Origin of the sequence: Desulfatibacillum aliphaticivorans DSM 15576, assembly GCF_000429905.1 — a bacterium.
Taxonomy (GTDB): domain Bacteria; phylum Desulfobacterota; class Desulfobacteria; order Desulfobacterales; family Desulfatibacillaceae; genus Desulfatibacillum; species Desulfatibacillum aliphaticivorans.
Genome location: NZ_AUCT01000006.1, coordinates 192,833 through 217,669, shown reverse-complemented (window position 1 = coordinate 217,669; position 24,837 = coordinate 192,833). Strand labels below are relative to the sequence as shown.

General features: G+C 55.3%; 21 protein-coding genes and 1 tRNA gene. 5 read left to right on the top strand and 17 right to left on the bottom strand.

Going from position 1 to position 24,837, the window contains the following annotated elements:
• Positions 1 to 211: 211 nt before the first annotated feature.
• Both tgt and G491_RS0107120 read left to right on the top strand, forming a co-directional pair.
• Positions 212 to 1,387: a tRNA guanosine(34) transglycosylase Tgt gene (tgt, locus tag G491_RS0107125; protein ID WP_012609716.1), complete on the top strand. Its 1,176-nt coding sequence runs from the start codon at positions 212 to 214 to the stop codon at positions 1,385 to 1,387.
• Positions 1,388 to 1,495: 108 nt separating this feature from the next.
• Positions 1,496 to 1,720 carry a NifU family protein gene (locus tag G491_RS0107120; protein WP_012609715.1) on the top strand — a complete coding sequence of 75 codons (225 nt, stop codon included), beginning with the start codon at positions 1,496 to 1,498 and terminating at the stop codon, positions 1,718 to 1,720.
• A 92-nt stretch (positions 1,721 to 1,812) separates the two neighbouring features.
• On the opposite strand, the gene G491_RS0107115 is transcribed toward G491_RS0107120, so the two are convergent.
• Positions 1,813 to 2,820, bottom strand: coding sequence for a beta-ketoacyl-ACP synthase III (locus tag G491_RS0107115; RefSeq protein WP_012609714.1), 1,008 nt, complete (start codon positions 2,818 to 2,820; stop codon positions 1,813 to 1,815).
• 313 nt (positions 2,821 to 3,133) lie between these two features.
• Between G491_RS0107115 and G491_RS0107105 the strand changes: the two genes are divergently transcribed.
• On the top strand, positions 3,134 to 4,315 hold the full coding sequence (locus tag G491_RS0107105) for a pyridoxal phosphate-dependent aminotransferase (protein ID WP_012609713.1): 1,182 nt from the start codon (positions 3,134 to 3,136) through the stop codon (positions 4,313 to 4,315).
• 254 nt (positions 4,316 to 4,569) lie between these two features.
• Here G491_RS0107105 and G491_RS33500 read toward each other — a convergent pair whose 3' ends face one another.
• The 16 genes from G491_RS33500 to G491_RS0107010 form a co-directional block, all read right to left on the bottom strand.
• Positions 4,570 to 5,325, bottom strand: coding sequence for a CPBP family intramembrane glutamic endopeptidase (locus G491_RS33500; protein ID WP_012609712.1), 756 nt, complete (start codon positions 5,323 to 5,325; stop codon positions 4,570 to 4,572).
• Positions 5,326 to 6,007: 682 nt separating this feature from the next.
• Complete coding sequence (locus tag G491_RS0107090) at positions 6,008 to 7,558, bottom strand: 2-isopropylmalate synthase (RefSeq protein ID WP_028314083.1); 1,551 nt, start codon at positions 7,556 to 7,558, stop codon at positions 6,008 to 6,010.
• A gap of 181 nt (positions 7,559 to 7,739) precedes the next feature.
• Complete coding sequence (gene cimA / locus G491_RS0107085; RefSeq protein ID WP_028314082.1) at positions 7,740 to 9,353, bottom strand: citramalate synthase; 1,614 nt, start codon at positions 9,351 to 9,353, stop codon at positions 7,740 to 7,742.
• Positions 9,354 to 9,377: 24 nt separating this feature from the next.
• Positions 9,378 to 10,430, bottom strand: a complete 1,053-nt coding sequence (gene ilvC / locus G491_RS0107080; RefSeq protein ID WP_028314081.1) for a ketol-acid reductoisomerase — start codon at positions 10,428 to 10,430, stop codon at positions 9,378 to 9,380.
• A 591-nt stretch (positions 10,431 to 11,021) separates the two neighbouring features.
• Complete coding sequence (ilvN, locus tag G491_RS0107070) at positions 11,022 to 11,519, bottom strand: acetolactate synthase small subunit (RefSeq protein ID WP_028314079.1); 498 nt, start codon at positions 11,517 to 11,519, stop codon at positions 11,022 to 11,024.
• A gap of 37 nt (positions 11,520 to 11,556) precedes the next feature.
• Entirely contained in the window at positions 11,557 to 13,245 is a 1,689-nt protein-coding gene (gene ilvB, locus G491_RS0107065) for a biosynthetic-type acetolactate synthase large subunit (RefSeq protein ID WP_028314078.1), read from the bottom strand.
• A gap of 35 nt (positions 13,246 to 13,280) precedes the next feature.
• Entirely contained in the window at positions 13,281 to 14,951 is a 1,671-nt protein-coding gene (ilvD, locus tag G491_RS0107060) for a dihydroxy-acid dehydratase (RefSeq protein ID WP_028314077.1), read from the bottom strand.
• A gap of 322 nt (positions 14,952 to 15,273) precedes the next feature.
• Positions 15,274 to 15,849, bottom strand: coding sequence for a hypothetical protein (locus G491_RS0107050; RefSeq protein ID WP_028314076.1), 576 nt, complete (start codon positions 15,847 to 15,849; stop codon positions 15,274 to 15,276).
• 113 nt (positions 15,850 to 15,962) lie between these two features.
• Positions 15,963 to 16,418, bottom strand: coding sequence for a type II 3-dehydroquinate dehydratase (gene aroQ, locus G491_RS0107045; protein WP_028314075.1), 456 nt, complete (start codon positions 16,416 to 16,418; stop codon positions 15,963 to 15,965).
• Positions 16,419 to 16,861: 443 nt separating this feature from the next.
• The gene (gene rpe / locus G491_RS0107040) at positions 16,862 to 17,521 is read right to left on the bottom strand and encodes a ribulose-phosphate 3-epimerase (protein WP_028314074.1); all 660 of its coding nucleotides are present in this window, start codon (positions 17,519 to 17,521) and stop codon (positions 16,862 to 16,864) included.
• Complete coding sequence (locus G491_RS0107035) at positions 17,518 to 18,498, bottom strand: PASTA domain-containing protein (RefSeq protein WP_028314073.1); 981 nt, start codon at positions 18,496 to 18,498, stop codon at positions 17,518 to 17,520. The genes rpe and G491_RS0107035 overlap by 4 nt, the downstream gene beginning before the upstream one ends.
• A complete protein-coding gene (gene rsmB, locus G491_RS0107030; protein ID WP_028314072.1) occupies positions 18,495 to 19,862 on the bottom strand; it encodes a 16S rRNA (cytosine(967)-C(5))-methyltransferase RsmB in 1,368 nt (455 codons plus the stop codon). Before rsmB ends, G491_RS0107035 begins: the two co-directional genes overlap by 4 nt.
• A gap of 3 nt (positions 19,863 to 19,865) precedes the next feature.
• On the bottom strand, positions 19,866 to 20,789 hold the full coding sequence (fmt, locus tag G491_RS0107025; RefSeq protein WP_028314071.1) for a methionyl-tRNA formyltransferase: 924 nt from the start codon (positions 20,787 to 20,789) through the stop codon (positions 19,866 to 19,868).
• 6 nt (positions 20,790 to 20,795) lie between these two features.
• Positions 20,796 to 21,314 (bottom strand): peptide deformylase, encoded by a 519-nt coding sequence (gene def / locus G491_RS0107020; protein WP_028314070.1) that lies wholly within the window; start codon positions 21,312 to 21,314, stop codon positions 20,796 to 20,798.
• Positions 21,315 to 21,318: 4 nt separating this feature from the next.
• Positions 21,319 to 22,428, bottom strand: coding sequence for a lysylphosphatidylglycerol synthase transmembrane domain-containing protein (locus G491_RS0107015; RefSeq protein ID WP_028314069.1), 1,110 nt, complete (start codon positions 22,426 to 22,428; stop codon positions 21,319 to 21,321).
• A complete protein-coding gene (locus G491_RS0107010) occupies positions 22,425 to 23,360 on the bottom strand; it encodes a bifunctional riboflavin kinase/FAD synthetase (protein ID WP_028314068.1) in 936 nt (311 codons plus the stop codon). The genes G491_RS0107015 and G491_RS0107010 overlap by 4 nt, the downstream gene beginning before the upstream one ends.
• A gap of 169 nt (positions 23,361 to 23,529) precedes the next feature.
• On the opposite strand from G491_RS0107010, the gene G491_RS0107005 reads away from it, so the two are divergent.
• Both G491_RS0107005 and G491_RS0106995 read left to right on the top strand, forming a co-directional pair.
• Positions 23,530 to 23,616: transfer RNA gene (locus G491_RS0107005), tRNA-Leu, on the top strand.
• Positions 23,617 to 24,010: 394 nt separating this feature from the next.
• Positions 24,011 to 24,817 carry a type IV toxin-antitoxin system AbiEi family antitoxin domain-containing protein gene (locus tag G491_RS0106995; RefSeq protein WP_028314067.1) on the top strand — a complete coding sequence of 269 codons (807 nt, stop codon included), beginning with the start codon at positions 24,011 to 24,013 and terminating at the stop codon, positions 24,815 to 24,817.
• Positions 24,818 to 24,837 lie beyond the last annotated feature (20 nt).

Sequence of the window (24,837 nt, the reverse complement as noted above, 5' to 3'; positions counted from 1 at the left end):
TCCTGACAACTCCAAAGCGCTGGAGTGAAGGGATCCTTGACCTCATCCCACGGAAAAGCCCGTTCCAGGGCTTCTTCATTCCCAGCTCCTTTTTTGTCCGTAATTATTGCCGTTATTCCCAACACCTTCCTAATGCATCTATAGATTTTGGTAATATATTGGCGAATTCTCCGTCCTCTCGATTTCCCCCCTTTTCCTGGCGGGCAAAAAAATGCTATGCCCTTTGCAGATAAAATTTGAGGAGGTTGAAGAAAGATACGTGGAGCCATTTCATTTTACATTGGACGCCGTGTGCGAAAAAACGGGCGCCAGGGCCGGAACCCTGACAACGCCTCACGGGGTAATCAAGACTCCGGTCTTCATGCCCGTGGGCACGCTGGGGACGGTCAAGTCTCTTGCGCCGGAGGATCTTACGGGCCTGAACGCCCAGATTATCCTCGGCAACACCTATCATTTATATCTGCGTCCCGGGTGCGACGTAATCGACGAATTCGGCGGCCTGCATCAGTTCATGAACTGGGACAGGCCCTTGCTGACGGACAGCGGCGGGTTCCAAATATTCTCCCTGGCCAAGCTGCAAAAAATGACGGAGGAAGGGGCGCATTTTCAATCCCACATTGACGGGTCGCGCCATCTGCTGACGCCGGAAAAGGCCATGGAAATCCAGGTGTGCCTGGGCTCCGACATCGCCATGGCCTTGGACGAGTGCATCCCCTACCCCGCCTCCCATGAACAGGCTTTGGAATCCCTTGGCCTGACCACCCGGTGGGGCAAACGAAGCAAGGAAGCCTGGGAGATGACCAAAAGGCCCGGCCACGCCCTTTTCGGAATCGTCCAGGGCGGCATGTACGGCGATTTGCGGAAGCAGTCGGCCGAGGAGTTGCGGAAAATCGGCTTTGACGGCTACGCCCTGGGCGGGCTTTCCGTGGGCGAGCCCCGGGATTTGATGCTGGAAATGGCCGGAACCTCCCTGCCCTATCTGCCCCAGGACAGGCCCCGGTACATCATGGGCGTGGGCAAGCCCCAGGACCTGGTGGACATGGTCAACCTGGGCGCCGACATGTTCGACTGCGTGCTTCCCACGCGAAACGCCCGGAACGGCCAGTTGTTCACCTCCAAGGGCCCGTTGAACATATGCAACGCCCAGCATCGGACCAGCACTCTGCCCGTGGACGAAGAATGCCAATGCTATACGTGCCGGAACTACTCCCGGGCTTATTTAAGGCATTTGTACATGTCGCGGGAGCTTCTGTCCTACCGGCTGAACACCATCCACAACATCGCCTTTTTCATATCCCTGATGGAAAAAGCCCGGGAAGCGGTGCTGGCCAACGATTATGCGGCTTTTTACAAGGATTTTTTCCAAAAGATTGAAACCGGAGCTTAAAAGGATTATATTTATCCTGCGAATGCACGTTATCGAAACGCAGTATGCTTTTGATCCCAAAAAAACCCTAACTAAGGGCCATGGCCCGCAGGTTTAAGGAGACATATTATGAAAGAACAAGTTAAAGCAGCGATTGATGAAATCCGCCCCACCCTGCAAAGGGACGGAGGAGACGTGGAACTGGTGGAAGTCGGGGACGACGGGGTCGTCAAGGTGCGTCTGGTAGGCGCTTGCAAGGGCTGCCCCATGAGCCAGCAGACCCTGAAAAACGGGATTGAAAAGTACATGAAAAAGAACATCCCCGGCGTGAAATCCGTGGAAGGCGTGGATTAACTGGTTTCGAAAAGCAACAGGACCTTCTGAATAGACGATTAGGGGCGGGACCTTCCTGCCCTTAAATCGCCCTTACCGCAATACTGTTTTATTTAAATTCCCCAGGAAACAACGGAAGCGCCCCAGGTGGGGCCGGCCCCGAAGGTCACCAAAAGCACGTGGTCTCCTTTTTGGATGATGCCTTTGCGGTGGGCTTCGTCCAGGGCGATGGGAATGGAGCCGGAGGATGTGTTCCCGAACCGGTCGATATTGGTGTACACCCGGTCCATGTCCACGTTCACCCTTTCGGCCAGAGCGGTGATGATGCGCATATTGGCCTGATGGGGGATGAGCAGGGCGATGTCCTCGCCGGTCAGGTTGTTGGCTTTCAGGGCCTCATGAGACAGGGAAGCCATGCTGGAAACCGCTTTTTTAAACACCCGATTTCCTTCCATAACCACATGAAAAGGCTTGGGCTGTATAGGCTCCAGGCTGGGATGCACATAGGGCGCGCCGTACTCGCCGTAAAGCATGTCCCAGCATGCGCCGTCCGAGCGGATATGGGTTGAGAGTATCTTCTCCGGCCCATCTCCGGCGGTGACCACCACGGCGCCGGCGCCGTCGCCGAACAGCACGCAGTTGGCCCGGTCCTTCCAATCCAGCATGACGGAAATCCGGTCCACGCCGATTACCAGTACGGTGTCGCACTGGCCTGCTTTGATGAGGTTCTCAGCCATGGACAGGGAGTAAATGAATCCCGAACATCCTGCGGAAATATCAAAGGCTGCGGCTTTTTTGGCTTTGATTTTCTCCTGAACCAGGCAGGCGCAGGCGGGAAAGGGCTTGTCTCCGGTGACGGTTCCCAGGATGATCATATCCAGGTCGGCCGGGGTTTTTCCCGCCATTTCCAAGGCGGCCAGGGAGGCGGAGGCGGCCAAATCCGAGGTTTCCTCGTTCTGGTCGGCTCTGGCGATAAAGCGCTGGCGAATTCCGGTCCTTCGGGTGATCCACTCGTCGGAAGTATCCACGATGTTTTGTAAATCCAGGTTGCTGACAGCCCTCTGGGGCCATGCGGAACCCGTCCCGATTATGACAGGCGCCCTCCCTGTTTTTGCGTCCATGTATGTATATGCTCCGGCCCGGAAAGTTGCCGGCCGCCTCAAGCGGGGAAGTAAAACCATTCCTTTTCTTGACGCGCCCGAAAAAAAGTGTAAGGACAGCCATAGCATATTGACTTAAAGGTGTCACTGAATTTTGTCCCGGGTTTTTCCGCCCGGGTTTCAGACGAAAAACAATTGAATTCCACTAAAGGAGAGCGTGCATTCCATCGCACTTTGCAGCATCGATCGTCAATATTTTCAGGCTGATTTCAACATGCTTGCATAAACGCTCCCAACCATAATTCGTCAACCCCAATTACCCGTGGAGGCTGTCATGTCCATATCCAAACTGATCCAGGAAAGCGTTGAAAAATCCTCATGGATTCGCAAAATGTTCGAAGAAGGCCCCAAGCTGAAAGCCCAATACGGAGCGGAAAACGTCTATGATTTTTCCCTGGGCAACCCCAACCTCCAGCCTCCCGAGGAATTTCACAAGGCCCTGGCCAAAGTCGCCGCCGACTCCGTGGAATTCGGCCACGGATACACCCCCAATTCAGGCTATCCTTTCGTCCGCAAGGCGGTGGCCGACTATATCAATGAAGAACAGGGCATCAACGCCACGGAAAATGAAGTGATCATGACCTGCGGCGCCGCGGGCGCCCTGAACATCACCCTCAAGGCCCTCCTGGATCCGGGCGACGAAGTCTTGTGCCCCGCGCCTTATTTTGTGGAGTATGGATTCTACGCCCAGAACCACGGCGGCGTGCTGAAAACCGCGCCGGTCAAGGACGACTTCACCCTGGATATTGACGCCATGGCCGAGGCCGTCACGGAAAAAACCAAGGCCGTGCTGGTCAACTCCCCCAACAACCCCACGGGCCAGGTGTATTCCGAAGAAAGCCTCGGCGCCCTGGGCAAACTCCTGGAAGACAAAAGCAAACAGTACGGCAAAGTCATCTACCTGCTTTCCGACGAGCCCTACCGGAAAATCGCCTTTGACGGCATCGAGGTTCCCAGCATCTTCAAATGCTACAAGGAAACCATTGTGGCCACCTCCTACTCCAAGGACCTGTCCATCCCCGGAGAGAGGATCGGATGGGCCTGCGTCAACCCGGAAGCCACGTACAAGGATCAATTGATCGGCGCCATGACCATGACCAACCGCATCCTGGGATTCGTCAACGCTCCCGGAATCATGCAACGGGCCGTGGCCGAATCCATCGGCGCCACCGTGGATGTATCCCAATACGCGGAAAAAAGGGAGCTTATCTGCAACGGCCTGAAAGAAGCGGGATACACCTTCACCAAGCCGGCCGGCGCATTTTACCTGTTCCCCAAAACCCCCACGGAAGACGACGTGGCCTTTGTCCGCGCCCTGCAAAAAGAGAGAATCCTGGTGGTTCCCGGACGCGGCTTCGGGACCCCCGGCCATTTCCGGATCGCCTTCTGCATGGACAACGCCACCATCAAAAACTCCCTGCCCGGCTTCGCCAAGGCGCTCAAGGAGTTTAAATAGACAGGTCAGGGACAAGCCGGACCACCGACTATTTCCAGCCGCCGACTTATAAACAATATCCTGATTTTGTTGGGTTTCGCAAGCTCTACCCAACCTACGCCGCAGCAAACGAGACGTAGGTTGGGTTAAGAAGTCCGGCTGTAATGATGGTCCGCGCTGACAACGCTGTTGGACTTCGAACCCAACAAAGTATAACCAAGACTTTTAATGATTAAGGTGTAAAAGGGGCTGCCTGATTTCAGACGCCCCTTTTCCTATTTCAAATGCTGCACATAACTGGTCACGGAAAGGGCCATAATGTCGTGCAAGGCATGGGCTACGGCCAGGGGCCAGATTCTTCTTCTAAACCAAAATATGGTTCCAAAAGCGGCGCCGATCAAGGCAGTCCCCAAAACCGCCCATAAGCCCTGATAAATATGCCCCACGCCGAAAATCAATGAACTGACGATAATGCAAAACCAGGCGTTATCCTTGATCATCTGCAGCTTGGTCATCAAATATCCTCGCATGACCAGTTCCTCGGAAAAGCCCACTCCCAAAGCAAGTACGACCATCAGGACGTATTCCGGCCAGCCGGAAGGCCCCGTTATCAGCTTCATGATGGGAGATCCCTCTGCGTTGGGCGGCTGAAAGCCCAAAGCCATCACAAACATCATGACGACAAACAGCACGATAAACAGTGAACCCCACATGGCGATGACGGACAATATCCCCTCCCCCACGTCGCGGGGAAAGCGAAACCTGTCCAGCCCAAAATCCCTAAATGAGTAAGGGCTGCGCCACATGATATAAAGCACCGGAATCGTAGCCCATATAAGCCCGATCAGGGTATTCCCGGCAAACCATACAAAGGGCTGGGTTGTAAACTTTTCCGGGAACAAAAAAACAAGCAAAGACCGTTGCACGGCGGGAAACAGCACAATGCACAAAACCACAAAGATTTCCAATACGCACAGCCAGGCGGGCTCCTGCGCCTTTGGCCTGTAAACCTGCAAGTTCAATTTTTTCATGGATTGCTAAGGCCTTCCGGTAAAATTGGGATAAAATTAACGAGAGGGCTACCATGGAAACTTGGCAAGAGTCAATGAGCGCATTTTCCATCACGATTTGCGGGACGTCTCTCAAAAACTCAACGATTTGCGGGACGTCTCTCAAAAACTCAAAACGATTTGCGGGACGTCTCTCAAAAACTCAATAACTCCTTGTGTTTTGCGGGATGTATCTCAATAACTCAATGTGCTGCCTGCGGAGCCTGAAAATCAAAATGACGCTGGATTCCCGCTTGCGGGCGATCCTGAAAAGCGGATCTCCCTTGCGGGAATGACGGTCTAATTTGGCTGCGGGATAATCCATGGATCGGGTTTCCGCAACTCCGGCCATTCCAAAACAGGCGCCCACAGGGGGGCGCGACTACAGTGCTTCGGCTACTCCATAACTGTGACGGCTGGCGCCTTTTCTAGTTCCCACGGTTCCCGTGGGAATTCATGCCGGAGCGAAATCCACCCCAACAGCAAGATATAATATAATTAATTTCAGTAAGTTACAACATAAATCCCCACGCAAAGCATGGGAACGAGGCGCCAAGGATCGCGTCCCCCTAACTCCGCATGCCCTAAACAAATCAGCCGCCTGCGTGTCGCGTGCAGGCGGCTGTTTTGATTTACTTTTTATAAAAGGCTGGCAAACGACCCTTTATTCTTTTTCCACGACGTCCTTATCGGAGATCACCGGGTTATCGCGCAGGTATTCCAGGCGATTGATGCCGTTCACGTAGGCCTTGGCGCTGGCCGTGATGATGTCCGGATCCACGCCGCGGCCGAGAGCAATGTTCTTGCCCTCTTGCAGCCGTACGGTGACCTCGCCCTGGGCGTCGGTGCCGCCGGTCAGAGCGCTGACCGTAAAGCGCAGCATCTCGGACGTTGTGCCGGTCATCTTGGCGATGGTGTTGAACGCCGCGTCAATGGGGCCGTTTCCGAACTCGGCGCCCATGAGCACGTCTCCATTGGTTTTCAGGCCCACGGTGGCGGTGGGCTTGACGCCGGTGCCCGCGGATACGTGCAGGTAGTCCAGGCTGTATTTATCCGAAGTTCTCAGAATGCCGATGGAGACCAGGGCTTCCAGGTCCTCGTCCACCACGTGTTTTTTCTTGTCCGCCAAATCCTTGAACTTGATGAACAGGTCCTGCAGTTCCTCGTCGGACAAGACATAGCCCATGTCCGCCAGATGGGACCGCAGGGCGTGACGCCCGGAATGCTTGCCCAGGACCATGTTGTTCTTGGACAGGCCCACGGTTTCGGGCCGCATGATCTCGTAGGTCATGGGATTTTTCAGCACGCCGTCCTGATGGATGCCGGCTTCGTGGGCGAAGGCGTTGGCGCCTACAATGGCCTTGTTTGGCTGGACCATAATTCCCGTGATCATGCGAACCAGCCTGGAGGCCGGGTGTATTTGCTCCGTCACGATATTGGTATGAAAGTCCAGGTAATTCGGCCGGGTGTGCATGGCCATGACGACTTCTTCCAGGGAGGTGTTCCCTGCCCGTTCGCCGATGCCGTTGACCGTCACCTCCGCCTGACGAGCTCCGGCCTGGATGGCGGCCAACGTGTTGGACGTGGCCAGACCCAGGTCGTTGTGGCAATGGACCGACAGTATCGCCTGGTGGATGTTGGGCGTATGATCCATGACGTACTTGACCAGCTCGGCGAACTCGTGGGGGATGGCGTATCCCACGGTGTCGGGCAGGTTGACCGTGGTGGCCCCGGCCGCAATGGCGGCCTCGAACACCCGGCACAAGTAATCCCGGTCGCTCCGGGATCCGTCTTCCGCCGAAAACTCCACGTCGTCCGTGAAGGATTTGGCGTATTTGACGGCGTTCACAGCCGCTTCCACCACCTGCTCCCGGTTCATTTTCAACTTATGTTCCAGGTGAATGTCCGAGGTGGCGATAAAAGTGTGGATCCTGGGATGCTTGGCGTGCTGCACCGCGCCCCAGGCTTTATCGATGTCACTCTTGGAGGTCCTGGCCAAGCCGGCCACGCTGGATTTCTGGCACACGGCGGCCACGTCCTGAACGGCGGCGAAATCGCCTTCGGATGCGGCGGGAAAGCCTGCTTCCATAATGTCCACGCCCAAGGCTTCCAGGCGGCTGGCTATGCGCACCTTTTCCTTGGCGTTCATGGTGGCGCCGGGGGATTGTTCTCCGTCACGCAGGGTGGTATCGAAAATATATACTCTATCGCTCATGGTTTTGCTCCTTTATGTTTCGTTTTGTTTTCTTTTTTCCGGCCATCTTGCCGGATTTTTCTTTTAGAAACCGTAAGCAAAACCGCCAAGGACCCGCCGCAGGGCGGTGTGTTTCATACACCCTGCGGCGCACCTCGCATGTACAACATTTACATCGGGGTCGTTATTCATATTGAATTCCTTATGAATGGTTCTGTTCTTCCCTGGCCTTGTTCAGCCTGTACTGAAAGCTGTCCGCCAGGGCTTGCCAACTGGCCTCAATAATATCTTCGGAGACGCCTATGGTTCTCCAAATCTCCTTTTTATCCCGGGATTCGATGAAGACTTTAACCCTTGCAGCAGTGCCTTCCCTTCCGTCAATAACCCGCACCTTGAAGTCCACCAGGCGCATGTTGTCGCACTCTTCGGGATAGAACTTGTGCAAAGCCCGGCGCAGGGCGTTATCCAGCGCGCCCACGGGACCGTCGCCTTCGGCTGCGGTGAACCGCTCCTGGCCGTCCACCAGCAGCTTGATGGTGGCTTCGGCGTAGCATTGGCGATCCTTTTCCTTGCGGATAGTCACCAGAAAGGACAGCAGCTCAAAGGCGGGCTCGTATTGCCCCAGCTTCTTTTTCAGCCAGATTTCAAAAGAGCCTTCGGCCGCGTCGAACTGGTATCCCTGGTTTTCCATTTTCTTGACTTCCGAAACCAGAGCCGCCGTGTCCGTGCCGTTGCCTTCGATCTCGATGCCCAATTCCTTGGCCTTGTAAGCCACGTTGCTCTTGCCCGCCAGGTCCGAAACCAGCACCCTGCGGCGATTGCCCACAAGCTCCGGGCTCATGTGCTCGTAAGCCACGGGGCACTTCATGATGGCGCTGACATGGATGCCGCCCTTATGGGCGAAGGCGCTCTCGCCCACAAAGGGGCGATTGCTCACCGGCGTCATGTTGGCGGCCTCGCTCACGTATCGGGAGAGTTCCCGCAGCCGGGCCAGGTTTTCGTCGGTCAGGCAGGGCCGGTTCATCTTCAACTGCAACACCGGGATGATGGAGGTCAGGTCCGCGTTGCCGCAACGCTCTCCGTACCCGTTGACGGTGCCCTGTACTAGGGTGGCGCCGCAATCCACGGCCGTGATGGTGTTGGCCACGGCCAGATTGCTGTCATTATGGGTATGGATGCCCAGGGTTACGGGCTGGCCTCCGTTCTTTTTCCTGTGCTTTTGGATGAACGCCCATATTTCCGTTACGATGGCCGTGATTTCCGTCGGCAAAGAGCCTCCGTTGGTGTCGCACAACACAATGGAGTCCGCGCCGCCGTCCAGGGCGGCCGCAATGGTCTTTTCCGCGTATTCCCGGTTGTTCTTATAGCCGTCGAAAAAATGCTCGGCGTCGTACAGGACTTCCCGGCCTTGGGACTTGACGTACTCCACGGACTCGCGAATCATGGCCAGATTTTCGGCCAAGGTGTTGTCCATGACTTGTTCCACATGCAGGTCCCAGGTTTTGCCAAACATGGCCACGGCCGGAGTGTTGGCCTTGACCAAAGCGTTCAGATTGGCGTCGGCCGAAGGCCTGACTCCCGCCCTACGGGTGGAGCCGAAGGCCACCAGCCTGGCTTTTTTAAACTTGACCCGGGAGGCCAGGTCGAAAAAAGCGTCGTCCCTTGGATTGGAACCCGGCCAACCGCCCTCAATATAATGGATCCCAATGTCGTCCAGCCTCATGGCAATTCGTATCTTCTCTTCCGCCGTGAAGTTGATGTCTTCGCCTTGGGTTCCATCTCTCAGGGTGGTGTCGTAAAGCCATACAGGTTCCATATCCAAATCTCCTCTAAAAATAAGTTATTTGCCCTGATTTTCAGGGCGAAGGCTGCGTACCGCAGCGCCTGCACGCCACATTTCGGAATTCTTGATGGCGTCCAGTTCCACTTGAAGTTTTTCCGCGTAATCAGGCTGGCTGTTGGACTCCAGGGAAATCCTGGTTTCTTCGCCGGAGGTTACGCTTTCGTACAATTGATCGAACACCGGGACTACCGCGTCGCGGAAACGGGGCGCCCAGTCCAAAGCGCCGCGCTGGGCCGTGGTGGAGCAGTTGCCGAACATCCAGTCCATGCCGTTTTCCGCAACCAGGCGGATCAGGGACTGGGTAAGCTCTTCCACGGTCTCGTTAAAGGCTTCGCTGGGGGAGTGGCCGTTTTTCCTCAAGAGGTTGTACTGGGCTTCCATCACGCCGGCCAGGCATCCCATCAAAACGCCGCGTTCGCCGGTGAGGTCGGAGTACACTTCGTTCTGAAAGGTGGTGGGGAAGAGATACCCGGAGCCGATGGCGATGCCCATGGCCATGCAGCGATCCATGGCGCGCCCCGTGGCGTCCTGGAAAACCGCAAAGCTGGAGTTGATGCCGCTGCCGTCCAGGAAGTTCCGGCGCACGTTGGTGCCGGAGCCCTTGGGGGCCACCAGGATTACGTCCACGTTTTCGGGCGGAACGATCTTGGTCTGCTCCTTGTAAACAATGGAGAAGCCGTGGGAAAAGTACAGGCAGTCGCCCTCGTTCAGGTTTTCTTTGATCACGGGCCACAGCATCATCTGGGCGGCGTCGGACAAGAGATACTTGATCATGGTGCCCTTGGCGGCCGCTTCGGCGATGGGGAACAGGGTTTCGCCGGGCACGAAGCCGTCTGCTATGGCCTTGTCCCAGGATTTGCCGCCTTCTCTCTGGCCGATGATGACCTTGAAGCCATTATCCCGCAGGTTCAACGCCTGGGCTGGCCCCTGAACGCCGTATCCGATCACGGCGATAACTTCGTCTTTCAAGACTTCACGGGCCTTGTCCAGGGTGAATTCCTGCCTGGTGACCACTTCCTCAATAATGCCTCCAAAATCAATCTTTGCCATCCGTTGTTCTCCTTGTTTGGTGTTTTGTTTTTTATGTAAAAGTTTCAATTCTTGGGATTCGTCTGTTTATTTCGCCTTGCATTTTCATTGCGTGAATCCGTGCGTTCCTGTTTTTTCGTGTACAATTTTTCAAGAACCCGGATAGCAAATATTTTTAACCTGCACAGATTCAGCGCAGGACCGTCCAGGGACTGGGTGTAAGGGCGGGCTTGATGGCCCGCCCTTACGGGCGCCATGGTTAGGCTTTATGGGTCGCTCTTGATTGCGCCATGGTTAGGCTGCGATAAGAGTTTATCCCTGTAAGCGCCTTGGTTAGGCATTGGATCGCCCCCGCGGAAGCCTTGGTTAGGTTGCGGGAGACTGTCCCTTTGGACGCCTTGGTTAGGCAATTGGATTTCGCCCCGGCAAGAGCCATGGTCAGGCTGTAAATTCTTGCCCCTGCAAAGCCGTGGTTAGGCTGCAGGATGGGTCGGGGGGTATGAAATCCAAGCAAAATCATTTGTTAATCCAGGTTGTTACCCAGAACGAACTTGCTCCCATGAATTGAGTAAAAATATTCTTGGTTTAAGCGACTGTCATCTCCGCCTGGCCTTAGTTTCCGTTTCTTTGCTCCCGGGACAAGGCGGTTACGCCGGTCCGGGCGATTTCCTTGACGCCCATGGGCTTCAAGAGATCCAGCAGCGCGGTGATCTTGCCCTGGTCGCCCGTGACTTCCACGGTGTAATGCTCGGCGCTTACGTCAATGACCTTGCACCGGAAAATATCCACAATGCGCAGGATCTCAGCCCGGAACTCGGGCTTGGCGCTCACCTTGACCAGAGCCATTTCGCGATAGACCGCCGGTCCCTCGGCCAGGTCGGTGACCTTGACCACATTGATGAGCTTGCGCAGTTGCTTGATGATCTGTTCAATGACCAGGGGGTCCGCCTGGGTAACCAATGTAATGCGGGACAACCCTTCGGACGCGGCGTTGGCCACGCACAAACTTGCGATATTAAAGCCCCGGCCGGAAAAGAGCCCGGCTATGCGAGAAAGCACCCCGGGACGGTCTTCGACCAGAATGGACAAGACATGTTGTTCTTCGGACATGGTTTATTCCTTTATCTGTTGCGGGATAAAACCCGGTTTAAACCAGCAGCATTTCGGTGATGGGCGCGCCTGCAGGCACCATGGGATACACGCATTCCTCCCGCTCCACCACAAAGTCCATGATCACGGGTCCCTCGGCGGCCAGCCCTTTTTTCAGGACTTCGTCCACCTCTTCGGGCTTGGTCGCCCGCAGGCCCGTTGCGCCGTAAGCCTCAGCCAGCTTGACAAAGTCAGGCTGTACATCCATTTGAGTGGCGCAATACCGCTTTCCGAAAAACAACTCCTGCCATTGCCGAACCATGCCCAGGTATCCGTTGTTCAGGATGACCACCTTGACCGGCAGTTTGTGCTGCATGGCCGTTCCCAATTCCTGGATGTTCATCTGGATGCTGCCGTCTCCTGCCACGTCCACCACCAGATCGTTGGGGGCCGCCACCTGGGCGCCGATAGCCGCGGGCAGGCCAAAGCCCATAACGCCCAGGCCGCCGGAGGTGACGAACCGATTGGGTTGATCAAAATCATAGAACTGAGCGGCCCACATCTGGTTTTGGCCCACTTCCGTGCTGATGATGGCCTTGCCTTCCGTGATTTTGCACAGCCTTTCCACCACGTATTGGGGCTTGATGACGTCGGTTTGATCGTAAGCCAGACGCTGAGCGGCCTTCCATTCGGCGATGCATTTGAGCCAGGGCGCCCGCTTTTCCGGGATTTCCGTCAGGTTTTCCCCGGTCAAGAGTTCGTTCAACTTGTCCAGGGTGGCCTTGCAGTCGCCCACCACGGGGATGGAAACCGGCACGTTCTTGCGGATGGACGTGGGGTCGATGTCCACGTGAATGATCTTGGCCTGAGACGCAAAGGTGTCGGTCTTGCCGGTCACCCGGTCGTCGAAACGGACTCCCACGCCCAGCAGCACGTCGCAGTCGCCGGTGCTCATGTTGGCCCGGTAGGTGCCGTGCATGCCGATCATGCCCAGGGACAGGTCGTCGGAGCCGGGAAAGGCGCCCAATCCCATGAGGGTAGTGGTGACCGGAATTTGCAGCTTGCGGGCGAAATCCGTCAGCGCCTGGGAGGCGTTGGAGGAAATGATGCCGCCGCCGGCCATGATCAAGGGCTTTTTGGCCTTCATCAGCTCTTTGATGACCTTGGTCAACTGCTTGGTGTTGGGCGTGACCGTGGGGTTGTAAGACCGCATGGTCACAGGCCCTTTGGGCTGCTTGAAATTAGCCGTCCCGGCCAAAACGTCCTTGGGCAGGTCGATCAGCACGGGGCCGGGCCTGCCGCTCCGGGCGATATGGAAAGCCTCCCGGATGGTGTCGGCCAGTTCGTTCACGTCCTTGACCAGGTAGTTGTGCTTGGTGCAGGGCCGGGTGATGCCCACGATGTCCACTTCCTGAAAGGCGTCGTTGCCGATGAGATTTGTGGGAACCTGACCGGTCAGAACCACCATGGGGATGGAGTCGCAGTATGCCGAGGCGATTCCCGTGACCGTATTGGTTGCGCCGGGGCCGCTGGTAACCAGGCACACGCCCACTTTGCCGGAAATTCTGGCGTACCCGTCGGCGGCATGGACTGCGCCCTGCTCGTGCCTTACCAGGTAATGGCGGATGTTTGACTTTGCCATCTCATCGTACAAACCGATTAGCACGCCTCCGGGATAGCCGAATATGCTGTCCACCCCTTCGGATTCCAACATTTTCAATAATATTTCAGCGCCTGAGAGTTTAATGGTGCACCTCCTTGCTTGGTAACAGAATAACCCTACTATAGAACCACCGCGCCTTTGCTGGCTGACTCCACGTTCCTTGCGTAACGAGCCATGTAGCCCTTGGTGATCTTGGGCTCCGGCGGGGTCCAGTCAGCCATGCGCGCCTTGATTTCCTCTTCGGGAACGTCCAGGGCGATGGTTTTTTCCGGGATGTTTATTTTAATGATGTCCCCTTCCCTGACCGCGGCGATAGGTCCGCCGCTCATGGCCTCGGGGGATACATGCCCGATGGCGGCGCCCCGGGTGCCGCCGGAAAAGCGGCCGTCCGTAATCAGGGCGACGTCGGCGTCCAGGCCCATGCCCGCGATTACAGACGTGGGGGTGAGCATCTCACGCATGCCCGGACCGCCTTTGGGTCCTTCGTAGCGCACCACCACAACATCTCCTTTCTTGATCAAACCGTCCATGATGGCCTTGGATGCCTCGTCTTCCGAGTCAAACACCCTGGCAGGGCCTTCATGAACCAGCATTTTATCCACCACGGCGGATTGCTTGACCACGCAACCCTCGGGCGCCACATTGCCGAACAACACGGCCAGGCCGCCTTCCTTATGGTAGGGGGTTTCCACCGAGCGGATTACTTCGGGATCCAGAATCCGGGCCTTGGAGGCGTTTTCGCCCACGCTTTTGCCCGTGACCGTGATGCAATCCGTATTAATCAGGTTATGCTTGATCAGCTCACTCAGGACGGCCTGAATGCCGCCGGCCCTGTTCAGGTCTTCAATGCGGTGATATCCGCCGGGGCTCAACTGGCACAGATGGGGAATCCTGGCGCTGATTTCGTTAATTTGCTTGAGATCGAATTCGACGCCCGCTTCATGGGCGATGGCGGGCAGGTGCAGGGCCGTGTTGGTGGAGCAGCCCAAAGCCATGTCCACGGCCAGGGCGTTTGCAAAAGCCTCAGGCGTCATGATCTGGCTGGGGGTGATGTTCTTTTCCACCATATCCATGATCGCCATGCCCGCCTGTTTGGCCAGACGAATACGGGAGGCCATGACCGCCGGGATGGTTCCATTGCCGGGCAGGCCCATGCCGATGACTTCGGTGAGGCAGTTCATGGAATTTGCGGTGAACATGCCCGCGCAGGAGCCGCAGGTGGGGCATGCCTCGTCTTCCATCAGGCTCAGCTCCTCCTCGGTCATCTTGCCGGACTTCACCGCGCCCACGCCCTCGAACACCGTGATCAGATCGATCTTCTCGCCGTTCTTCACATTGGGATGACTGCCAGCCAACATGGGGCCGCCGCTTATGATAACCGTCGGGATGTCGATCCTGGCCGCTGCCATGAGCATGCCGGGGACGATCTTGTCGCAATTGCAGATTAAAACCAGACCGTCGAAAGCATGGGCCGTAGCCATGATTTCCACGGAGTCAGCGATAATTTCGCGGCTGGCCAGGGAGTACTTCATGCCTGCGTGATTCATGGCGATGCCGTCGCAAACGCCGATGCCGCCGAATATAGCGGGGGTGCCGCCGGCCAGATAAATGCCCTTTTGCACGGCCTCGGCAATATTGTTCAAATGAACATGCCCGGGGATTACCGCGTTCATGGGATTGGCCACCCCGATCAGGGGCCGGTTCAGTTCTTCGTCCGTATAGCCCATCGCCTTAAAAAGGCTGCGGTGGGGGGCTCTTTCCAGTCCGATTCGAACATTATCGCTTTTCATTAGGTTTCCTTTTTTATGCTTTTTGCCAAAATTTTGTTTTTTTCGCCGTTAAGGCAAAAAAAAATCCGTTGCCAGCGGGCTGGCAACGGATTTTTTTAAAAACTTATGTAAATTTAACCGTTATCCAGCCCGTCCGTAGCAGGGAAGTACCCCTACTACGATAATAAGACCGAGGCTAATAATGATAACGGAAATAATGCTTTTCATGTTCGTTCTGCAAATCCTTTGGGTAAAAGTTCCTGCTTCAAAAACTGCGACCTTGTAACAAGCCTGTCAAGCGGCTGTCAAGGATTTTTATTCAGTATTTTTACACTAACGAAAATTAAACCTCAATGCCCGCCACCCGGGCCAGGGTGGTTTCATAGTCCCCGCCAAAGCAAACCCGGGTCACGTCGCTGTAGCGATACACCTTGTCGTCGTCCACCCATTCCGCGGTGGGGGACAAGGCTTTCAGGGTGTAAAACTCGTCTGCTGCCATCTTGATGCGCCCGACCTCGCACTCTCCGTCCGAATCCCATTCCCTGTGAATAACCAACAAGGGAAATAACTTTTCAACGGACCGGAACATGGAGCGGGTATCTTTGAGGTCAATGCCCTCCAGAGGGATCGGCCGCATACCCCGTATGCCCAGAGCCCGTTCCAAAAATCGCCTGTGTTCGAACTCAGAATCCAGCAAGGTGATGTTTTCCGTCCGCAGCACCTCGTATCCGTCCAGGTCGAACCGGTCGCTTATCAACTGGATGAGCACGTGCTCCCGGGAAAAATCCAATATAAACCCGTGGAAGAGAAAATCCTCTCCGTCCAGGTCCTGGCGACCTATCTGGACCAGGATTCGTCGTTTTTTCGCCTGGGTAAGAGCGTTAATAAGCTCCGTCAAATGTTCATCATCCTCAATCATAACAGCCTCACAAATATGGATCCATGGAAAAAAAAGTCGAGGACCGCAGCCTCGCTTCAAATAATAGGCCTCTTTAACGATTGAGCAAGGGTCAAGCAGCGACGATCGGCATTTTAACCGCCTTTCACCATGTCAGCCATAGCCTGCAGGGCCATGTTGTAACCCATGGCGCCGAAGCCCGCCATCTGGGCCGTTGCCACACCCGAAACAAAAGACTTGTGGCGAAACTCTTCCCGCTTGTACACATTGGACAGGTGAAGCTCGATAATGGGAACGTCATGCAGCAGCAAGGCGTCCCGGATGGCCACGCTGGTATGGGTGTAGGCCGCCGGGTTGATGATGATGCCGTCCACGTTTTGAAAGGCCTCCTGGATTTTGGTCACCAGGGCGCCCTCGGAATTGGATTGAAAGCATTGAACCTCCAGGCCCAATTCCTCCGCCTGCGTTATCAGGCCCTCATTGATTTCATCCAGGGTGGTGGAGCCGTAGACTTCGGGCTCCCGTTTGCCCAGCATGTTCAGGTTCGGACCGTTCAGGACCAGTATGACGGGTTTGTTCGTATTTGCCATAGCCCCCTCCCCCAAATTGGGGTCAAATCTACGTTTGACGTTTAAGATCGTGAGTTTTCTCGTTCCCATGCTTTGCGTGGGAATGCATATCGGTGTTATTTTAAGGCGTTAGGTTCATTCTTGTTGGGTGAACCTGCATAACGCCTTGGCGTTCACTGGCGTATAATCAAATCATAACCTGCTGATTTCAATTACCATCATCGCAGCAGAACCACCCAACCTACGTCTCTTTGGCTGCAGCGCAGGTTGAATAGAGTTCGTAAAGTCCATTAAAATCAACCAAATATTGGCAGGGCAAGCCCTGAAGCTACATAGATAGTTGCATCCGCATCGCTATGTAGCGGCGCCCCCCTGTGGGCGCCTGATTTTGGACGGATACGCCCTGCGATCCACTTGGGCAGGGAACCCCGCCCCCACGCCGCGGCGCCCATATAACGAACCGGCTAAGCCTCACCCAAAAGGGTTCTGAACTCCTTGATGGTCGCCGCGTAATCTTCGCTGCCGAAAATAGCCGAACCGGCCACAAAGGCGTCGCACCCGGCGTCGGAAGCGGACTTGATGGTCTTGGAATTAATGCCCCCGTCCAGCTCGATGAGCGCGTTCAGGCCTTTGGATTGGATCATATTAGCCAATTCCTCGGTTTTCCGCAGGCTGTTATCAATGAACTTCTGGCCGCCGAAACCCGGGTTGACGCTCATGAGCATAACCAAGTCCACGTATTCCAGCACCCATTCCAGGGAGGACAAAGGCGTTGTGGGATTTAATACCACGCCCGGCTTGGCGCCCAGTTCCCGGATAAGGTTGACGGTCCGGTTGAGATGGGTGGTGGACTCCACCTGGATGGTGATGTAATCCGCCCCGGCCTTGACGAAATCCTCCACGTACAGTTCCGGCTGTTTGATCATCAAATGCACGTCAAGGGGAAGGTCCGTCACCCTGTTGACCGCCTTGCAGACCACGGGGCCAATGGTGATGTTGGGCACAAACCGGCCGTCCATGACGTCCACGTGAATCCAGTCGGCTCCAGCTTTTTCAACAGCCTGTACTTCCTCGCCCAGGCGGGCGAAGTCCGCGGACAAAATCGAGGGTGCTATAATTTTCACTTTTTCAGTCTCCCATAAAAAAATATTTCACGGCTTTGCTTGATTATTCGGCCGTCCCGGTACAGGAAAAACTCCCCGTCCTTGTCCGGCAGCAGGAACCACAACCGGGTTCCCGGACTAACATATTCGTCGTAAAGGACCTGCAGGCCGCCTCCCACGCTGACCTTAAGCTCCATATGGCTCTTCAAGAATCCCGGAGGCACGCGGAAGGATACAAACCCAGGCCCCTGGCTTCGGCCTATACTCTGGTTGTCATTAGGTTTGGGCCGATTGACCGTAAGCTCTATGCCCTGGCCTTCCAGAATGCGATACCCCATCGCCGGATACTGGTCAACCACTACTCCGGGCGGCTGGTCCACCTTGTTCACCGCCCGGACGTCGTTCACCTTGAAGCCCCAGCGTTCGGCCAGTAACATGGCGTCTTCCGGGTTCAAACCGGAGAAATCCGGCATGATCATGGCCTTGGGGCGTTTGCCCTGACTCACCAGCAAACGGACTTCCGCACCGCGCGCCACGGAGTCGGGCGGCAAAGGCTCTTGGGCTAGAATCGTGTCTGGCAAAGCGTCGTCGTACACCCTGGTGATCCAGGCCAGGTTCAGACCGTTATCCTCGATCCAAATTCTCGCCCTGCGAAGATCCGACCCCACCAGGCTGGGCATGGACAGGGTTTCCGGCCCGGAAGACAGAATGATGCGCACATCCCGGTCTTTCTTGATTTCCCTGCCCGGCTCCGGGTCCTGGGAAACCACGCTGTTTTCCGGAATCGTGGGATGATAGCGCATGCCCGCCACTTTGGTGTTCAGGCCCATGGCGGAAAGGGTTTGCAGGACGTACACCACGTCTTTGCCAACAAGATCCGGGGCCGTCACCGTGTCGGCGGAGCCGAACAGAAAGCGCAGGGAAAGATAGGCGCTTCCGCCCATGACGACAAAAAAAATCACAATGTATATCAGAAGCCTGGGCAGTTTTTTGATCATGCTCGACGCCTCATGCGTGCTGCAAAAAAGCCGTCCATACCCTGCCTGTGGGGAAAGGTTCGCATGCAGCCATGCTCGTCCAGCATGGTTTGATCCCCATCCTTGGGCAAAGGACTCGGCTCCAGGGTGAAGTCCTCATTGTTCCTTAAAAAAGCCTTAATAACGCCGTCCGTTTCCTCCGGTTCCATACTGCAAACCGAGTATAGGATCAAGCCCCCGGGCCTGACAAGCTCCGCGGCGCGGGATAGGATCATCCCCTGGAGTTTGGCGTGCTTGTGGATGGAATTCAGGGTCTTGGACCATTTGGAATCCGGGTTGCGGCGAATTACGCCCAATCCCGTGCAGGGCGCGTCCACCAAAACCTTGTCAAAGCCTTGGGGCTCCAATGAACGCTCCCCAGTAAAATCCACAGCACGCGTTGTGACAATGGAAACCTTTAGCCGCGCCATTTCCTCCTCAAGTTTTTTGAGCTTACCCGGCTCCAGGTCGGCGGCCAGGATTTCCCCTTTGTTGTCCATAAGTTGGGCCATGTGGCTGGTTTTGGAGCCCAGCCCGGCGCAGGCGTCCAACACCTTTTCTCCGGGTTGAGGATCCAGGCAAAGGGCCGTCATTTGGGAGGCGGCGTCCTGCACGGAAAACTTTCCCTCAGTAAAACCCGGCAGCTCAAATACAGGGACCAGAGGCGCTGAAAACGACATGGCCATGGGCGGCCAATCGTGCAATTCCAAATTTTTGACTTGGTCCCGAATTTGGTCCGCAACTTCGTCCCGGGATGCAGCCAGGGAATTCACCCGGATGGTTATGGGCGCGATTTTGTTGCCCGCCTTGCATAGTTCCAGGGTTTCTTCGGCTCCAAAGCGTTTGATCCAGCGTTTGACCATCCATTCAGGATAGGATTCGGCCACGCAAATAGCCTTAAGCGGGTCTTTGGCGAAGTCGGGAAGCTGAAGCCCCCTGCCCTTTCGCTCCACATTGCGCAGGACGCCGTTGACAAACTTGGACACAAAAACAGGAGCGGCCTTTTTAGCCATTTCCACGGAGGAATCCACGGCCAGGGCCGGAGGCACCCTGTCCAGGAACAAAAGCTGAAACACGCCCATCCGTAGAATATTCAGAATTTCGGGCTGAATTTTCTTTAACTTGGTCTTGGAAAACGAACTGATAACCCAGTCGATACGGCCGCGATTGCGCAAAACGCCGTATACCAGGGCCATGACCAGCGCCCGATCCTTGCGGGTGAGCCCCGGCTCTTCGTCCAGGGCGCGGTCCAGGACTACGTCCAGAACCTGATCGCCGGATTCCAGACGATCCAGGATTCTTGCTGCAGTAATTCGTGATTTGTCCTTGCCGGCAGGAGGTTTCACGGCTTATCCCAGTTTGGCGCCCGGATCGATCCTGGCGCCGCGAAGATAATCTTCCGCTTTCAAGGGCTTGCCCGAAGCGCCCTGGACCCGCGTGATGTTCAGCACGCCGTCGCCCGTAGCAACCAAAAACACGCCGCCCGTGCTGGAAATCACCGTTCCGGGAGCGGCCTGGGTGGGCTCGTCCCATAAACGGGCTTCCAGGAAGCGCATGCGTTTGCCGTCCAAAAAGGTGAAAGCGCCGGGCCAGGGAGTCACGCCGCGAATCAGCCTTTCTATGGCAAAGGCGGGCTCTTCCCAACGAATCTCCCCGTCCGCCTTGGAAAGGGCCCGTGCGTAGGTTGCTTTGTCGTGCTCCTGGGGCGTGGGCGTGATGGAGTCCAGATTGTCCAGGATATTGATTAACAAGTCCGCTCCGGCCTGGGACAACTTGTCATGCAAAGTCTCGGAGGTGTCCGTATCCGTAATCCCCACCTCGGCGACGGACAGAACGTCGCCCGTATCCATGCCCGCGTCCATGCGCATGGCTGTCACGCCGGTCTTGGCGTCTCCGTTGATGATGGCCCACTGGATGGGCGCAGGACCGCGATACGCCGGCAAAATAGAGGCGTGGATGTTTATGGGCATGATTTTGGGCAGAGCCAGGACCTCTTTGGTCAGGATATGCCCGTATGCAATGACCACAAACACGTCCGCATCATAGCCCGCAAGCTCGCTGACAAACTCCCGGGTCTTGGGGTTTTCCGGCTGTAAAACCGGAGCCCCCAGGCGCAACGCCTCTTCCTTGACCGGAGGAGGCGCCAGCTTTCTGCCGCGGCCCTTGGGCCGGTCCGGCTGGGTGACCACCGCGGCCACGTCATGGCCCTGCTCGGATAATTTTTTCAATGGAAGGACGGCAAAGTCCGGGGCGCCCATGAACACGATTCTCACAGACGCCTACCTTTCCGCCTTCAAGGCCTTTGCCACGCGGCGCTTGTACATGCTGCGCTTTAAAGAGCTGATTCTGTCGATGAACAGCTTGCCCTCCAGGTGGTCGATTTCGTGCTGAAGCACAATGGAAAGCAGCCCTTCCGCATCGATCTTCACCGGCTTGCCCTCATGATCCACGCCTTCCACGGTCACACAGGCGAACCTGGGAACGTCGGCGCGAAATTCAGGCACGCTCAGGCAGCCTTCATTTTCCGAGGTCACCTTGCCTTCCGCATGGACGATCTTGGGGTTGATCAGCACCTTAAGGCCAGTGCTTTCCGAGTTTTCGTCCTCGGCCACGTCGTAAACCAGCATGGCTTTGTCCACGCCCACCTGCACGGCGGCCAGGCCCAGGCCCGGAGCGTCGTACAAAGTTTCGGTCATATCCTCCACGAGGCAAACAAGGTCTTCGTCGATATCTTCAATAAGTTTACACGGCTTTCCCAAAATGGGCGCCGGATAGGTCACTATGTCTAAAAGAGCCACAAGCCTATCCCCTCTCTGTAGTTTGAATATTATTTTCAGCCAGCTCTTCGCCGGCGCTCGAAATTTGCCTGATGCTGACTCCGGTCATGACCACGCTTATCAGGCCCAAAATAATGGGCACTATCAACTGGATTACGTGGTTGACCAGGGTAAATCCGGCGGCCTCGTCCCGAGGCACGCCAAAGAGCACCATGGCGAATATCCCCCCGGCCTCCCACAGGCCCCAAAAGCCCGGCGCGGAAGGAAGGGAGATTGCAAAGCATATTATAACCATCATGGCGGTTAATTCCAGGGCCGACATGGAAATACCCGGACATCCCTGGACCATGACAAAATACGTTCCGGCCAGCAGGCTCCAGAGCGCCAGGGAAATTCCAAGGCATAACAAGACCTTGCCGAAATCCTTGATGGCGCCGAAGCCCTGGGCGATCCCGTTCATAATTCCCACGATGGGAAGGCAAATTTTTTGCCGCACCTTTTCCTGGGCGTCAAGGCTCAGGAAAAACAGGATCGATGGAGACGCCAGGATAATCCGCTCCATGAGTCCGCGGGAAAACTCAAAGCTCACCAGGATGATTCCGGCAATCAGCACGATGGAAAGCCGGGTCATGGCCGTTGCAGCGTTCTGCAGCACCTTGCTGGAAATGGTGTATTGATCCACCGCCACTTCCAGGTTGGGATCGATCTGCACATAGGCCGTCACCACCGCAAACAGGCTTAAGAGTATGATGAGGTCAAAGGCCCGCTCCGCCGCCACTGTCGCCAGGGTTTGAAAAAACGGAACGTTTTTCCGTCGTTTCAAGATGGCGGGCCGGGCAAGCTCCCCCACCCTGCCGGGAAGGATGCAGTTCATCATAAACCCGATCATCATGGGGTGGTAGGCTTCCCAGAAGCCAAGCCGCTCCACCGAGCCCATGATCACCCGCCAACGCCACGCCCGCAGAAAAAAGCTGATCATGGCCATGCCCAGGGCGGGCAGAGTCCACCAGTAATTGATGGAGACGATGTAGTTCATCAAAGGCTCGAACTGAACCTTTCGGAACGAAAAATACAGGCCCAGCCCGGAAATGACCAGGCCCACAATCAGGGAAAGGACTAATTTTTTTCCCTTCATACGGGGATTATCTCCCTGGCGATTATGATGTCCTCCCGGATTTGCTCGATCAGGGCGTCCAGATTGGGAAACTTGATCTCGCCCCGGAGCCTGGCAATGAAATTCACCTTAATTTTTTTGTCGTACAGATCCCCGGAGAAATCCAGGGCGTGGACTTCCACGGTGAAGATGTAATCGTCGAAAGTGGGGCTGTAGCCGATATTGGCCACCGCCGGATACACGGCGTCCTCCACCTGCATAGTGACAGCGTATACGCCGGCCTTGGGGCACAACTCGTCGGTCAGGTGGATATTGGCCGTAGGAAAGCCCAAGAGCTTGCCGCCCCGGTTGCGGCCTTTGACCACCATGCCGCGGACCTGATAGTCCCGGCCGAGAAGGCGTTTGGCCTCCTCGATTTTTCCCTCCTGGACAAGCTCCCGGATGCGGGTGCTGCTGATGCGCTCTCCGTTGGGTCCGGCCTGGCCGATCCAGGGGACCACCATAAGCTCGAAGTCCAGGGGTTCTGCAATTTGCTGCAAATATTCCACGTTGCCCTCCCGGCCCTTGCCGAAGCAATAGTCGGGTCCGACAATCAGCACTTTTACGCCCAATCGTTTGATGAGGATGTCCTCCACAAACTCCTGAGGGCTCAGGGAAGCGAAGGCCTCATTAAAGGGAACGACCACCAGGGCGTCCAGTCCGGTGCGGCTGATAAGCTCTACTTTTTGTTCATACAGAGTGATAAGAGGCGGAAAATTCTCCTTTTTCAGAAAACGGGCCGGATGCGGTTCAAAGGTCATGGCCATGGAACTGCCTCCGATGGAGTCCGCCTTTTGGATGACTTCGGAAAAAAGGGCCTGATGTCCGATGTGGACCCCGTCAAAATTTCCAATGGTAATAACAGCCTTTGAAAACGGCTGTTTAATGGCTTCCAGGTTCTCGATTAATTGCATTTGTTAAAAAAGCTCCCATATTTCGCTTGACATACAATCCGAATCCGTCTAATTAGTTCATCCGTTCAGGGAAATCAACCATTTTCCCGGGCAGGCCGAACCGAAAAACAGAAGCTTCAGCCGAAGGGCCATTTAAGCAAAATTTTCGAATTAAGGCCAGGACATAAATGCCGAAGTGGCGGAATTGGTAGACGCGCTAGGTTCAGGGTCTAGTTGGAGTATTCCAGTGGGAGTTCGAGTCTCCCCTTCGGCACCATATGAAAACAATGGCTTGCAACTTTAAATAGTTGCAAGCCTTTTGTTTTTCCAGGGCCGCCTGGGCGCAGTCTGGGCGCCGCCTGTTACGCCGGAAACAGGATTGACCGCATGCCTATGTCAATGCCCTCAATTCTTCAGATCAATACGCCCATCTTCCTTTTTGCCGTCAAAAATCCCCATGAATCAAGACTTATGGGCAGGGCAATGCAAGATAATATTTTGGGTATTCCAGACCAAACCGAAATTTGACAAAAATATGAGATATGCTATATTTTTTTGTCTATATCTCAACTATTTGTCAAATAGCCTAAAAATGCATACTTGACAAAAATATTAGTTATATATAATATTTTATGTAATATATTATATTTTTGTCATGTGGGGGCGCCGCCATGAAATACAATAACTTTTTTGCCAGACATCCTGTTTTCACCTTAGAGGAATTTGACGCCTACCTTGCCTCCTCCGGCTCTTTCAGCCCCAAAAATCGCAACGCAATCCTGGCGTATTATCGGAAGCAGGGGCGGCTGATCGCAGTACGTCGGGGGTTGCACGCCGTCGTCCCCCTTGGGATGACTCCGGAATCGACTCCCGTTGATCCCTTCCTTCTTGCAGGTAAGATGACCAATGATGCGGTTTTGGCATATCACACCGCCCTTGAATTTCATGGAAGCGCCTATTCCGCAACAAACCGGTTTATGTATCTATCGCAAAAACAATCCGTCCCGCTGCATTTTCGCGGTTGCGAGTTTAAGTGCACTCCTGGGCCAAAGGTTTTAGTCGACAAGGATATGGAGTCGTTCGGGGTGGAAACCGCAGAACGAATGGGAGTCTCCTTGCGTGTTACAAGCCTGGAGCGCACCTTGGTGGATATCCTCGATCGCCCCAACCTCGGGGGGGCCTGGGAGGAAATCTGGCGGTCTTTGGAACTGGTTGAATATTTCAACTTGGATATGATAGTCGAGTATGCTCTTCTGTTGGAAAATGCAACCACCGCCGCCAAGGTTGGCTTCTTTCTGGAGCAACATCGCGACGCCCTGATGGTTGAAGAAAATCACCTCCAGTCTTTAAAAAAGGAACAACCTGCTCAGCCCCATTATCTTGACCGGAGAAACAGAAAAAACGGCGTCCTCGTTAAGAATTGGAACATCATGGTTCCCAAGGAAATCATCCACCAAGTATGGGATGAAATAATATGAAAATATCTAATGTGCTTTAA